The sequence below is a fragment of the Pseudomonas benzenivorans genome (genome assembly GCF_033547155.1).
Taxonomy (GTDB): Bacteria; Pseudomonadota; Gammaproteobacteria; order Pseudomonadales; family Pseudomonadaceae; genus Aquipseudomonas; species Aquipseudomonas benzenivorans_B.
In genome coordinates, this window is the sequence record NZ_CP137892.1 from 4,221,396 (window position 1) to 4,233,970 (window position 12,575).

The window sequence follows — 12,575 nt, forward strand, 5'->3', positions numbered from 1 at the left end:
TCGCAACTCCGCGATTGGCGGTTCAGACAGGATGATGCGAGGGGGCCGCCCAGCCCTCGCGACCGCCGTCAGGCGGCGGCCGCGGGCCGGTGCGCCGGCCCGATCAGTAGATGTCGAATTCGAAGTAGCGGCTGACGATCTGCTGGTAGGTGCCGTCGGCGCGGATGTCGGCCAGCGCCTGGTTCAGGCGCTCGCGCAGGGCCTGATCGTCCTGGCGCACGGCGATGGCCACCTCGTCGTCGCTGCCCTGGATGTCGCCGAGCAGCTTGCAGCAGTCCCGGCCGCTCTTGGCCAGCCAGTCCAGCAGCGGGAACTTGTCGTTGACCACCGCATCCAGGCGGCCGTTGGCCAGGTCGCTGTTGGCATCGTCCTGGGTCGGATAGAGCTTCACCTCGGCGCCGGCCGCGCCATAGACGTCCTCGGCATAGATGCTCTGGGTCGAGGACGACTGCGCGCCGACCAGCTTGCCCTCGAGCGTGGCCGGCCGAGTATCGGCCAGGCTGGAGTCCTTCGGCACCGCCACCGCCAGGCGGGTGCGGTAGTAACGGTCGGTGAAGCTGATCTTCTTCTGCCGCTCCTCGGTCACCACCATGGAGGCCACCACGGCATCGAACTTATTGGCCATCAGGGCCGGAATGATGCCGTCCCAATCCTGGGCGACCAGGGTGCACTCGACCTGCATCTTGGCGCACAGGGCCTTGGCGATATCGACGTCGAAGCCATGCAACTCGTTGTTCGAGTCGACATAGTTGAAGGGCGGGTAGGCGCCCTCGGTGGCGATCCGCAGCGATTCGGCCTGGGCGCCACCGACGCCGCCGATCAACAGTACGCAGGCCGTGGCCAGGCTCTTTACTCGATTCATCATGCACCTCTACTTGTTGTTATGGCTTCTTGCTGAATCCCGGCGACGATGTGTAGCCGACAAACTCGTTGTGCAGCGCGGCGGTGGCTTCCAGGCGCGCCTCGACCTCGGTGCCCAGGTAACGGAACACCTCGTTGATCAGCAGGTGAACCAGCGACAGCATGGCCGCCGTGGACTCCCAGAACAGCTTGATATCGGTGGGCACCCGGAACACCTCGTCGGCGTGGCTGTCGGCCCAGTCGCAATAGGGGTCGGTGACCAGGGTCACCTTGATGCCGGCCTCGCGCGCCTTGCGGCACAGCAGCTGGGCGTGGCGCGAATAGCGACGGGCCTCGAACACCAGCAAGGCGCTCTGCCCCGGCTGGCTGAGCAAGACCTCGCCGAAGTGCCCGGAAGCGCCGTCGACCAGCTGCACGCCGTCGCGCAGGTACTGCAGCAGGTGTACCGCCGACACGGCGATGCCGCGCTCGGTCTGGAAACCGGCGACGAACACCCGCGGCGTCTTCGCCAGACGCTCGGCCACCGCCTGCCACTGCGGGCTGCGGCTGTGCTCGTAGACCTGCACCAGGCTGGCGATTTCCAGCTCCAGGCTGCGCGAGCGGCCCTGGCCGTCTTCGCCGCCGTGCTGCTGGAACTCCTTGAGCCGGTCACCGATCAACCAGGGACTGTCGCCGAGGTCGTCCTTGAGGTCGTTCTTCAGCGCCTTGAAGTGCGCATAGCCCAGCGAGCGACAGAAACGCCCGACCGTCGATTCGCTGACACCGAGCTTGTCGGCGATGGCAGCCGAGGTCTGGAACGGCAACTCGTGCAGGTTGGCCAGCATGTAGTTGGCGATTGCCCGCCCTGAAGCAGCCGAGTGTTCCAGGCTATTCTCGAGACGCTGTTTGATCGATTGATTCATCTGTGACTCCCCGTTCACGATCAAAATGAATGTTTTCTGTCATCACGTCAATATTTGACAGATAACTTGCATTGGTCAGATAGTGAGCAACCCCTCAGACAACCGCCGGAGAGACCCCGCATGACCGCCGCCACCCCGCAGACAACCATCGGCTTCGCCGAGCTGAGCGATCTGCTCGCCGCCATCTTCCAGGGTCATGGCACCTCGGCCGAGGTCGCCCGCTGCCTGGCGCACAACTGCGCCAGCGCCCAGCGCGACGGCGCCGACAGCCACGGCGTGTTCCGCATCCCCGGCTACCTGTCGAGCCTGGCCAGTGGCTGGGTCGACGGCCGGGCCGAGCCCCTGGTCGAGGATCTGGCGCCGGCCTTCGTCGGCGTCGATGCCCGTGGCGGCTTCGCCCAGCCGGCCCTGGCCGCCGCCCGGCCGCTGCTCGAAGCCAAGGCGCGCAGTGCCGGCATCGCCCTGCTGGCGATCCGCAACTCCCATCACTTCGCCGCGCTCTGGCCGGATGTCGAACCCTTCGCCGAGCAGGACCTGGTCGCCCTGTCGTTCGTCAACAGCATGGCTTGCGTGGTGCCCCACGGCGGCCACAGCGCGCTGTTCGGCACCAACCCGATCGCCTTCGCCGCCCCCCGCGCGAACGGCCAGCCGTTGGTGTTCGACCTGGCCACCAGCGCCATCGCCAACGGCGACGTGCAGATCGCCGCCCGCGAGGGCCACCAGCTGCCGGAAGGCTACGGCGTCGACCGCCAGGGCCAGCCGACCCGCGATCCCAAGGCGGTCCTCGAGGGCGGCGCCCTGCTGCCGTTCGGCGGCTACAAGGGCTCGGCGCTGTCGATGATGGTCGAGCTGCTGGCGGCGGCCCTGACCGGCGGGCACTTCTCCTTCGAATTCGACTGGTCCGCTCATCCGGGCGCGCAGACGCCCTGGACCGGTCAGCTGCTGATCCTCATCGACCCGAGTCTGGGCGCCGGGCGCAACTTCGCCGAGCGCTGCGAGCGGCTGATCGCCCGCATGCACGACGCCGGGCAGACGCGCCAGCCGGGCGACCGCCGCTATCGCCGCCGCGCCGAGGCCGAACTGCACGGCATACCGCTGCCGGCCGGGGAGCTGGACAAGCTGCGTCGGCTGGCCCAGGGCAGGAGCGGTCCCGCCAGCGCATAGGCCACTGGCCAGCAATCTCCTCGCGCAAATGCCAGCCTGGACTAGGCTTATTCGCACGGACCCGGCCTCATCCTGATCGCGCCGCCCCACGCCACCCATGGCGCGGCGGCCGCCGGCGCGGGTGCAAGTCCGGACTGTGGAAGCGCACCGCTGCCCGAGGGCAGACGAGGAGGCCTATGGCTGTGCAAGCTGGGAGTACCGCATTCCTGCAATTTGCCAACGTCAAGAAGACCTACGACCACAAGACCCTGGTGGTCAAGGACTTCAACCTGGATGTGGCCAAGGGCGAGTTCATCACCCTGCTCGGCCCCTCCGGCTCGGGCAAGACCACCTGCCTGATGATGCTCGCCGGTTTCGAGGACGTGACCAGCGGCGAGATCCTGATCAACGGCCGCTCGGTCACCAGCATCGCCCCCTACCAGCGCAACATCGGCATGGTGTTCCAGCAGTACGCCCTGTTCCCGCACATGACCCTGCGCGAGAACCTCGCCTACCCGCTGAAGATCCGCAAGCAGTCCAAGGAGCAGATCCGCGCCAAGGTCGACGAGTACCTGGCCCTGGTGGAACTGCAGGACTTCGGCGGTCGCTACCCCGGCCAGCTGTCCGGCGGCCAGCGCCAGCGCGTGGCCCTGGCCCGGGCGCTGATCTTCGCCCCGGACATCGTGCTGATGGACGAGCCCCTCGGCGCCCTGGACAAGAAGCTGCGCGAGCAGATGCAGTTCGAGATCAAGCGCCTGCACGAACAGCTCGGCTTCACCGTGATCTACGTCACCCACGACCAGACCGAAGCCCTGACCATGAGCGACCGCATCGCCGTGTTCGAGAACGGCATCGTCCAGCAGTGCGCGCCCCCCGATGTGCTCTACGAGCGCCCGGCCAACCTGTTCGTCGCCGACTTCATCGGCGAGAGCAACAAACTGCGCGGGGTGATCGAGACGGTCGGCAGCGACACCGTCGGCGTGCGCCTGGAGGACGGTTCCAGGGTCGACAGCCTGAAGGCCAACTGCACCGAGGTGGGCCTGCCCACCACGGTGTCGGTGCGCCCGGAGAAGCTGACCTTCACCGACCGCCTCGGCACCACCGGCAACCAGGTCAAGGCGCGCTTCGTCACCCGCCACTACGTCGGCGAGTACATCCGCTACCACTTCGAGACCGCAGACGGCACCGAGCTGGTAGTCAAGAACCTGAACGACAGTTCAGCCCCGCAACTCAGCGCCAAGGACGAGGTCGCCCTGGCCTGGCTGCCGCAGGACAGCCAGGCCCTGGATCGCCCCGCCGTATCGGCGGCGCCCTGAGCCCCCAACTACAGGCAATGGAGCACAGCAATGGCTAGATCACTGACTACCGGCTTTTCCGCATTCGCCCTGACCGCCGCGTTGGCCTCGGCACCCTTCGCCGCCAGCGCCGAGGACAGCCTGACGGTGGTGTCCTGGGGCGGCGCCTATGGCGCGGCGCAGAAGAACCACATGATCGATCCCTTCCAGAAGGACACCGGGATCAAGGTGCTGTTCGAGGACTACTCCGGCGGCGTGGCCGAGATGAAGGCCCAGGTCGAGTCCGGCAACATCCAGTGGGACGTGGTCGACGTCGAGGTGATCGACCTCGAGCGCGCCTGCTCCGAAGGCCTGCTGGAAAGCATCCCGCGCGACATCCTGCCGGCCGGCGCCGACGGCACCCCGGCCGAACAGGACTTCATCCCCGAGGCCCTGGCCAGCGAGTGCGCCATCGGCAACATCGTCTGGTCGGTGGTCTTCGCCTACAACAAGGACACCGTGGGCAGCACCCCCGCCGCCTCCATCGAGGACTTCTTCGACACCCAGAAGATCCCCGGCAAGCGCGCCATGCGCAAGCGCCCCCAGGTCAACATGGAGTGGGCCCTGCTGGCCGACGGCGTAGCGCCTGAAGAGGTCTACGAGGTGCTGGCCACCCCGGAAGGCCAGCAGCGCGCCCTGGACAAGCTGGCCACCATCAAGAACGACATCGTCTGGTTCGACTCCTGGTCGCAGGCCCCGCAGCTGCTCAACGACGGCGGCGCGGTGCTGGTGCAGTCGGCCAACGGGCGCTTCTACGACGCCATCCGCCAGGAGAACAAGCCCTTCGTCATCGTCTGGGACGGCCACGTCTATGACCTCGACGCCTGGTCGGTGCTCAAGGGTTCGCCGAAGAAGGACCTGGCCTTCAAGTTCATCGCCTATGCGACCCAGTCCAAGCCCCTGGCGGGCATGTCGGACGTGGCCTACGGCCCGACCCGCAAGTCCTCGGCGCCGATGATGGACCCGGCCGCCGCCCCGCACCTGCCGACCGCCCACCTGGACAAGGGCCTCCAGGCCGGCTCGGAGTTCTGGGCCGACTATGGCGAGTCCCTCGGCGAGAAGTTCAACGAGTGGCTGCTCAAGTAACACTCCCAGGCACCCATCCCCACCCTGGGGATGGGTGCCGCCACCGCCTCGTTTAGGAGTCGCCGCTTGTCTTCCCTGACCACCACCGAGGCCGGCCAGGCCGCCAGCGCCCGCCGCAAGAAGCGCGTCACCGCCTTCCTGTTCGTCGTGCCGCTGCTGGTCTTCATCCTGCTGACCTTCGTCGCCCCCATCGGCAGCATGCTGTGGCGCAGCGTGCACCACCCGACGGTGGCCGAACTGATTCCGCTGACCCTCACCGAACTCGAGCGCTGGGACGGCAAGACCACCCCCGACCGGCAGACCTTCGCCGTGTTCGCCACGGAACTGCAGGGCCTGGCCGAACAGCGCCTGTCCGGCAAGCTGGCCGAGGAGTTCAACCGTGCCTATGCCGGCATGTCCAGCGTGGTCAAATCCACCGCGCGCAAGGTGCGCCGGCTCGATGCCGAGGAACTGGCCGGGCAGGGCGCCGAGACGGTGCAACAGGCCCACCGCAACTGGCAGAAGCCGGAGCTGTGGTTCGCCATTCAGCGCGCCGGCCAGGCCTACACCTACGACTACTACCTCACCGCCCTGGACCTGGAGCTGCACCCCGAGCACGGCATCCAGATGCGTGAGGACACCCAGATCTATGTGCAGCTGTACACCAAGACCCTGAACATGGCGCTGGTCATCACCCTGCTCTGCGCCCTGCTCGGCTACCCCCTGGCCTACTACCTGTCCGGCCTGCCGGAGAACCGCGCCAACCTGCTGCTGGTGCTGGTGCTGCTGCCCTTCTGGACCTCGCTGCTGGTGCGCACCACGGCCTGGATCGCGCTGCTGCAGACCAACGGGGTGATCAATTCCTTCCTGCTCGGCAGCGGGCTGATCGGCGAGCCCTTCGAGATGCTCTACACCTCGTTCGCCACGGTCGTGGCCATGACCCATATCCTCCTGCCGTTCATGATACTGCCGCTGTACAGCGTGATGCGCGGCATCGACCCCAGCTACCTGCGCGCCGCCATGTCCCTCGGCGCCCGGCCCATCCCGGCCTTTATCCGCATCTACTTCCCCATGACCCTGCCGGGGCTCAGCGCCGGGGCCCTGCTGGTGTTCATCATCTCGGTCGGCTACTACATCACCCCGGCCCTGGTCGGCGGCACCGACGGGCAGATGATCAGCAACATCATCGCCTTCCACATGCAGCGTTCGAACAACTGGGAGCTGGCCGCCGCCCTCGGCTCGCTGCTGCTGGGGCTGATCCTGGTGCTGTACTGGCTGTACGACCGCTTCGTCGGCGCCAGCAATATCAAGCTGGGCTAGGAGCACAGAGATGAGCAAGATCCCCGCCTACTTCGGCTTCTGGTACCGCTGCGGCGCCTGGCTGCTGCAGGCCAGCTCCTGGCTGGTGCTGCTGTTCCTGATCCTGCCGATCCTGGTCATAGTGCCGCTGTCGTTCAACGTCGAGCCCTTCTTCAGCTTCACCGAGGGCATGCTGCGCCTGGACCCGGCGGCCTATTCGCTGCGCTGGTACGAGCAGATATTCGAAGACCCGAAGTGGATCCTGGCGATCCAGAACAGCTTCTTCATCGGCGTGTTCGCCACCCTGCTCGCCACCAGCCTGGGCACCTGCGCCGCAGTCGGCCTGGCCCGCGACGACATGCCCCAGCGCCGCCTGATCACCGCCCTGCTGCTGTCGCCGATGATCGTGCCCTTGATCATCACCGCCGCCGGCATGTTCTTCTTCTATGCCGACCTGGGCCTGGCCGGCACCTACCTGGGGGTGATCCTGGCCCACGCGGCCCTGGGCACGCCCTTCGTGATCATCACCGTCACCGCGACCCTGACCGGCTTCGACTACTCCCTGGTGCGCGCGGCGATCAACCTGGGCGCCACGCCACTGCGGGTGTTCTTCGACATCATCATGCCGCTGATCCGCCCCGGGGTGATCTCCGGCGCGCTGTTCGCCTTCATCACCTCCTTCGACGAGGTGGTGGTGATCCTGTTCATGGCCGGGCCCCAGCAGCGCACCATTCCGCGGCAGATGTTCTCGGGCCTGCGCGAGCAGATCAACCCGAGCATCCTGGCCATCGCCACCCTGCTGATCCTGGTGTCCATCGCCCTGCTGGTGACCATCGAGCTGCTGCGCCGCCGTGCCGAGCGCCTGCGCGGCATCGAACTGATCGAATAGCCCCGACGTCGGCCCGCGCTTTCGCCGGCCCGCCACCTGGGATTAGAATCACAGCCTTCCTGCCCCACCCCAGGCGGACTCATGAGCCCCGGCCGAGCGAGCGGTGATCCCGCCCAGCCATTCGGCCCCGCCCCCTCGCAGACGTCCACTACCGTTTGCCAGCGGCGCCCATCGCGCTCAACATACGTACTATCTGCGGGCCTCGTACCCGCGACCTGACCAGCCTCCGCAGGATTGACCGCCATGCCCGATTACCGCTCGAAAACCTCCACCCACGGCCGCAACATGGCCGGCGCCCGCGCCCTGTGGCGCGCCACCGGGATGAAGGACGAGGACTTCAAGAAGCCGATCATCGCCATCGCCAACTCCTTCACCCAGTTCGTGCCCGGCCACGTGCACCTCAAGGACATGGGTCAACTGGTGGCCCGCGAGATCGAGAAGCACGGCGGCGTGGCCAAGGAATTCAACACCATCGCCGTGGACGACGGCATCGCCATGGGCCACGACGGCATGCTCTATTCCCTGCCGTCGCGCGAGATCATCGCCGACTCGGTGGAATATATGGTCAACGCCCACTGCGCCGACGCCATCGTCTGCATCAGCAACTGCGACAAGATCACCCCCGGCATGCTGATGGCCGCCCTGCGCCTGAACATCCCGGTGGTGTTCGTCTCCGGCGGGCCGATGGAAGCCGGCAAGACCAAGCTGGCCAGCCACGGTCTGGACCTGGTCGACGCCATGGTGGTGGCCGCCGACGACTCGGCCAGCGACGAGAAGGTCGCCGAGTACGAGCGCAGCGCCTGCCCCACCTGCGGCAGCTGCTCCGGCATGTTCACCGCCAACTCGATGAACTGCCTGACCGAGGCCCTGGGCCTGTCCCTGCCGGGCAACGGCTCGACCCTGGCCACCCACAGCGACCGCGAGCAGCTGTTCCTGCGCGCCGGCCGCCTGGTCGTCGAGCTGTGCCAGCGCTACTACGGCGAGAACGACGACTCGGTGCTGCCGCGCAATATCGCCAACTTCAAGGCCTTCGAGAACGCCATGATGCTGGACATCGCCATGGGCGGCTCGACCAACACCATCCTGCACCTGCTGGCCGCCGCCCAGGAGGCCGAGATCGACTTCGACCTGAAGGACATCGACCGCCTGTCGCGCCTGGTGCCGCAGCTGTGCAAGGTGGCGCCGAACATCCAGAAGTACCATATGGAAGACGTCCATCGCGCCGGCGGCGTGTTCGGCATCCTCGGCGAGCTGGCTCGCGGCGGCCTGCTGCACACCGACGTGGCCACGGTGCACAGCCCGAGCATGCAGGACGCCATCGCCCAGTGGGACATCACCCAGACTAAAGACGAGGCCGTGCACAGCTTCTTCAAGGCGGGCCCGGCCGGCATCCCGACCCAGACCGCGTTCAGCCAGAGCACCCGCTGGGACAGCCTGGACGACGACCGCGAGAACGGCTGCATCCGCAGCGTCGAGCACGCCTACTCCCAGGAGGGCGGCCTGGCCGTGCTCTACGGCAACATCGCCTTGGACGGCTGCGTGGTGAAGACCGCCGGGGTCGACGAGTCGATCCTCGAGTTCGAGGGCACGGCGAAAATCTACGAGAGCCAGGACAGCGCCGTGCGCGGCATCCTCGCCGACGAGGTCAAGGCCGGCGACATCGTCATCATCCGCTACGAAGGGCCGAAGGGCGGCCCGGGCATGCAGGAGATGCTCTACCCGACCTCCTATCTGAAGTCCAAGGGCCTGGGCAAGGCCTGCGCCCTGCTCACCGACGGCCGCTTCTCCGGCGGCACCTCGGGCCTGTCCATCGGCCACGCCTCGCCGGAGGCCGCCGCCGGCGGTGCCATCGGCCTGGTGCAGGACGGCGACAAGGTGAAGATCGACATCCACAACCGCAGCATCAACCTGCTGGTCAGCGACGAGGAGCTGTCCCACCGTCGCCACGCCCAGGACAAGAAGGGCTGGAAGCCGGTGGAAGCGCGTCCGCGCAAGGTCAGCACCGCGCTCAAGGCCTACGCCCTGCTGGCCACCAGCGCCGACAAGGGCGCGGTGCGCAACAAGGCGATGCTCGACGGCTGAATCGGCTGGAATGAAGACGCCAGGCGTCGGCATTCCCCCCGGCCCCTTGACGAAGCCCGGCCCCGTGCCGGGCTTCGTCGTTTCAAGCGCTGATCGCGCGCCAAGGGAGTGATCGCCGGCGGCCCGAGGCCGCGCGGACAGCCAGGTTCACGCCCGGCAATGGCGCAACGCCACCAATGTGCCAAACAGGCTTGCTATGCCCCGCTGGCAACGGGTTAAATGCGCCACGGATTCTTCTCTCGCTCAAGGACTGAGTGCATCGCGTGCCACTTCCGCACGTCAGTCCTGGGCGTTTCCCAGCCCAGCAAACTGATGCCAAGGAGTGCCCATGCCCAAATTCACACGAACTTCCGCCCTCTCGCTGAGCGCCGCCATCGCGCTCGGCGGTTGCGCCAACATGGCGCAAAACGAGTGGCTGAATCAGGAAAATGTCGGCACTTTGGCCGGCGCCGCCGTCGGTATCCTGGTCGGCAGCCAGATCGGCAATGGCAGTGGCCGCACCGCCGCCATGATCGCCGGTGCCCTGGCCGGCGGCATGCTCGGCAAGACCATCGGCGCCACGCTCGACCAGCGCGACCGCGAAGCCCTCGCTGCGCAGACCCAGCAGGCACTGGACTTCAGCCAGGATGGCCAGTCCACCACCTGGACCTCCAGCCACAGCGGTGCCACGGCGCAGATCACCCCGGTCAGCACCGAAACCCAGTCGCGCGAAGTCACCGTCAAGCGCAGAGCCCAGGTACAGGCGGTGCCCAAGATGACGCTGCTGAACAAGCCCTACCAGGCGATCAAGTCGGCCAACGTGCGCAGTGCGCCCAGCACCGACGCCGGCAAGGTCGGCGGCCTGGCGCCCGGCAGCACCTTCACCGCCATCGGCCGCACCGACAACGACTGGATCATGGTCGGCCGCAAGGGGGTCAGCGTCGGTTATGTCTATGCCCCGCTGGTACAACCGACCAGCCCCGCACAGGTGACCAGCACATCGAGCAGCGCCCCGCCCCAGGAAGCCGCCACCGACCTCGACAGCCTGGACGTGGCCAGCGCCAAGCAGCAGGGCTTCGACCTCGACAGCATGAATGTGGTCGACGACAAGGTCACCGCACAGACCAGCTGCCGTACCGTCAACTACAGCGTCAGTGCCAAGGGCTCGCAGGAATCCCAGACGGTCAAGGCCTGTCAGGCCGCCGATGGCGCATGGGAGCTGATCTGACGTGGAACGCCAACTGAACAAGACCCTCTTCGGCCTGCTACTGCTCAGCAGCGCCGTGCACGCCACCAACGACAGTCACCGTCTGGCCTTCTCCAAGGCCGAGAATGTCGAGGTATTCGTCGATCATCCGGCCGGCCAGCCGTGGTGCAGCGAACAGCTGCAGATGCGCTTCGCCTTCGCCGGTGCAGCCAGCACCGAGTCGGTACAACGCCTGCTGCCCAAACTCGGCAGCCTGCTGCAGAGCCAGTGCGCCAGCGCCAGCAGCCTGAACTGGCAGAGTCTGGATCAGAACCAGAGGCTCGCCGCCCAAGGCACCTCCAACAAGGCCACCGGCTGGATGGCGCTGGTCAACCAGCCTGCCGCAGCGGTTGCGGCGGCCCCGGTTGCCGAGACGCCGGCCGTAGCGGCTGAGCTGGTCGCAGCGGCCGCAGCAGAAACCGCCCCGACCCAGCCCCCCGCTCCTGCAGAGACTGCCGCCGCACCGGCAACCGCTCAGCCGCCAGCCGAGAACGTACCAAGCGCCGCCGAAGCACCGGCAGGCCTGCCAGCCAACTTCAGCATCGCCGGCTGGCAACCGGCACCGCCCAGCGAGTGGCTGAGCAAGGTCAAAGGCCTGAAGACCATCAAGGATCAGAACGGCTGCAACCTTCGCACCATCGTCTCTGACGATTTGGGCGCTCAGGGTCTGAGCGTGGTTAGCCAGGGCCTCGGCTGCGACAGTCAGGGCTTGCTCAGCGGCAAGGGCAAGGCAGCCCTGACCCGCAGCGACGGCGCCGTGCTGAAGAATATCGACGGCTACTTCCTGCAGGGTCTGCCACTGGGCAACATCGCCGTGGACCTGCCGATTGTCGGTATCGACGAGGGACAGAACCTGCTGCTACTGCTCGGCAGCGATCCGGCGCAGCGCATTCACTTCCTTGCCCGTGCCGGCTTCGACAGCTACAACGCGCGCTGGGGCATGACCGACCAGATCATCGCCCTGACCGACAATGCCGACCTGTTCCGCAACGCCGACAGCATCCGCACCACGGTCATGGCCCAGGTGCCCGCCATGGAGCGACAACTGCCGCAGGAAAGCTCGCTGCGTTTCATCGCCGTGCGCAACATTGCCGCTCTCAGCGGCTATGAACGTGACAACTGGCTGTACGAAGTGCAGGTGCGCAAGCCCTGGCGCAGCAAGAACTGGGACTTCAATCCGAGTAATGCCAACAATCACCTGTTCGACTTCGAACGCAAGCAGGCGCAGATTGCCCAGCGCGAAGCCGAGCAGCGCGAGCGCGAGGAGCGCTACAAGCTCGAGCAGGAGGCCCGTAAAGCCCAGAGCGACCTGCAACAGTACGAAACGCTCAAGCAACAGCAGCGCGATCCGCAGCAGGTACTCGCCAGCCTGATCAGTGACGTCAAGCCCGGCGGCAGCTATCGCGCCCTGGTGCGCGGCGAGTCGCGCGATATTCGCCAGATCGTCCACGTCGACGGCAGCGATGGCGACAGCTGGCGCCTGGACTACCCCTACGACGCCCGCCTGAGCAGCGCCGACGACGTCAGCGACGGCTGGTATCTGATCACCGGCAAGGTCAGCCTCGATCCGCAGCGCCGCGATGAGCAGGACCTGCCACTGACGCTGATCGACGCCAAGACTCTGCAACCCTGCCAGGACGACGGCTGTCTGGACCTGACCGATCCGCTCACCCTCACCCGGCAGCGCCTCAACCAGCCTGACTGGACTCCGCAAGCCGCCCAGGCGCTGCTGCAGCGCGCGTGGCCCGACCGTTACCCGCAGGCCCAGGAATAAC

Annotated in this window: 10 protein-coding genes; 8 read left to right on the forward strand and 2 right to left on the reverse strand. The window is 66.8% G+C overall.

Going from position 1 to position 12,575, the window contains the following annotated elements:
• Nucleotides 1–103: 103 nt before the first annotated feature.
• Both SBP02_RS19545 and SBP02_RS19550 read right to left on the reverse strand, forming a co-directional pair.
• A complete protein-coding gene (locus SBP02_RS19545; RefSeq protein ID WP_318646384.1) occupies nucleotides 104–862 on the reverse strand; it encodes an ABC transporter substrate-binding protein in 759 nt (252 codons plus the stop codon).
• 19 nt (nucleotides 863–881) lie between these two features.
• The gene (locus tag SBP02_RS19550) at nucleotides 882–1,763 is read right to left on the reverse strand and encodes a MurR/RpiR family transcriptional regulator (RefSeq protein WP_318644059.1); all 882 of its coding nucleotides are present in this window, start codon (nucleotides 1,761–1,763) and stop codon (nucleotides 882–884) included.
• Nucleotides 1,764–1,883: 120 nt separating this feature from the next.
• Between SBP02_RS19550 and SBP02_RS19555 the strand changes: the two genes are divergently transcribed.
• The 8 genes from SBP02_RS19555 (at nucleotide 1,884) to SBP02_RS19590 (ending at nucleotide 12,574) form a co-directional block, all read left to right on the forward strand.
• Nucleotides 1,884–2,927, forward strand: a complete 1,044-nt coding sequence (locus tag SBP02_RS19555) for an Ldh family oxidoreductase (RefSeq protein WP_318644060.1) — start codon at nucleotides 1,884–1,886, stop codon at nucleotides 2,925–2,927.
• A 176-nt stretch (nucleotides 2,928–3,103) separates the two neighbouring features.
• Nucleotides 3,104–4,222: an ABC transporter ATP-binding protein gene (locus SBP02_RS19560; RefSeq protein WP_318644061.1), complete on the forward strand. Its 1,119-nt coding sequence runs from the start codon at nucleotides 3,104–3,106 to the stop codon at nucleotides 4,220–4,222.
• Between the two features lie 30 nt (nucleotides 4,223–4,252).
• Entirely contained in the window at nucleotides 4,253–5,326 is a 1,074-nt protein-coding gene (locus SBP02_RS19565) for an ABC transporter substrate-binding protein (RefSeq protein WP_318644062.1), read from the forward strand.
• Nucleotides 5,327–5,392: 66 nt separating this feature from the next.
• On the forward strand, nucleotides 5,393–6,625 hold the full coding sequence (locus SBP02_RS19570; protein WP_318644063.1) for an ABC transporter permease: 1,233 nt from the start codon (nucleotides 5,393–5,395) through the stop codon (nucleotides 6,623–6,625).
• A gap of 10 nt (nucleotides 6,626–6,635) precedes the next feature.
• Complete coding sequence (locus SBP02_RS19575) at nucleotides 6,636–7,493, forward strand: ABC transporter permease (protein ID WP_318644064.1); 858 nt, start codon at nucleotides 6,636–6,638, stop codon at nucleotides 7,491–7,493.
• Nucleotides 7,494–7,736: 243 nt separating this feature from the next.
• Nucleotides 7,737–9,575 carry a dihydroxy-acid dehydratase gene (gene ilvD, locus SBP02_RS19580; RefSeq protein WP_318644065.1) on the forward strand — a complete coding sequence of 613 codons (1,839 nt, stop codon included), beginning with the start codon at nucleotides 7,737–7,739 and terminating at the stop codon, nucleotides 9,573–9,575.
• A gap of 328 nt (nucleotides 9,576–9,903) precedes the next feature.
• The gene (locus SBP02_RS19585; RefSeq protein ID WP_318644066.1) at nucleotides 9,904–10,782 is read left to right on the forward strand and encodes an SH3 domain-containing protein; all 879 of its coding nucleotides are present in this window, start codon (nucleotides 9,904–9,906) and stop codon (nucleotides 10,780–10,782) included.
• Nucleotide 10,783: 1 nt separating this feature from the next.
• On the forward strand, nucleotides 10,784–12,574 hold the full coding sequence (locus SBP02_RS19590) for a hypothetical protein (RefSeq protein WP_318644067.1): 1,791 nt from the start codon (nucleotides 10,784–10,786) through the stop codon (nucleotides 12,572–12,574).
• The last annotated feature ends 1 nt before the right edge of the window (nucleotide 12,575 follow it).

What these genes read in the sequence shown, in the direction of transcription:
- ilvD (WP_318644065.1), top strand. Translation starts at nt 7,737, where the DNA reads ATGCCCGATTACCGCTCGAAAACCTCCACCCACGGCCGCAACATGGCC.
- SBP02_RS19585 (WP_318644066.1), top strand. Translation starts at nt 9,904, where the DNA reads ATGCCCAAATTCACACGAACTTCCGCCCTCTCGCTGAGCGCCGCCATC.
- SBP02_RS19550 (WP_318644059.1), bottom strand. Translation starts at nt 1,763, where the DNA reads ATGAATCAATCGATCAAACAGCGTCTCGAGAATAGCCTGGAACACTCG.
- SBP02_RS19545 (WP_318646384.1), bottom strand. Translation starts at nt 862, where the DNA reads ATGAATCGAGTAAAGAGCCTGGCCACGGCCTGCGTACTGTTGATCGGC.
- SBP02_RS19560 (WP_318644061.1), top strand. Translation starts at nt 3,104, where the DNA reads ATGGCTGTGCAAGCTGGGAGTACCGCATTCCTGCAATTTGCCAACGTC.
- SBP02_RS19565 (WP_318644062.1), top strand. Translation starts at nt 4,253, where the DNA reads ATGGCTAGATCACTGACTACCGGCTTTTCCGCATTCGCCCTGACCGCC.
- SBP02_RS19575 (WP_318644064.1), top strand. Translation starts at nt 6,636, where the DNA reads ATGAGCAAGATCCCCGCCTACTTCGGCTTCTGGTACCGCTGCGGCGCC.
- SBP02_RS19555 (WP_318644060.1), top strand. Translation starts at nt 1,884, where the DNA reads ATGACCGCCGCCACCCCGCAGACAACCATCGGCTTCGCCGAGCTGAGC.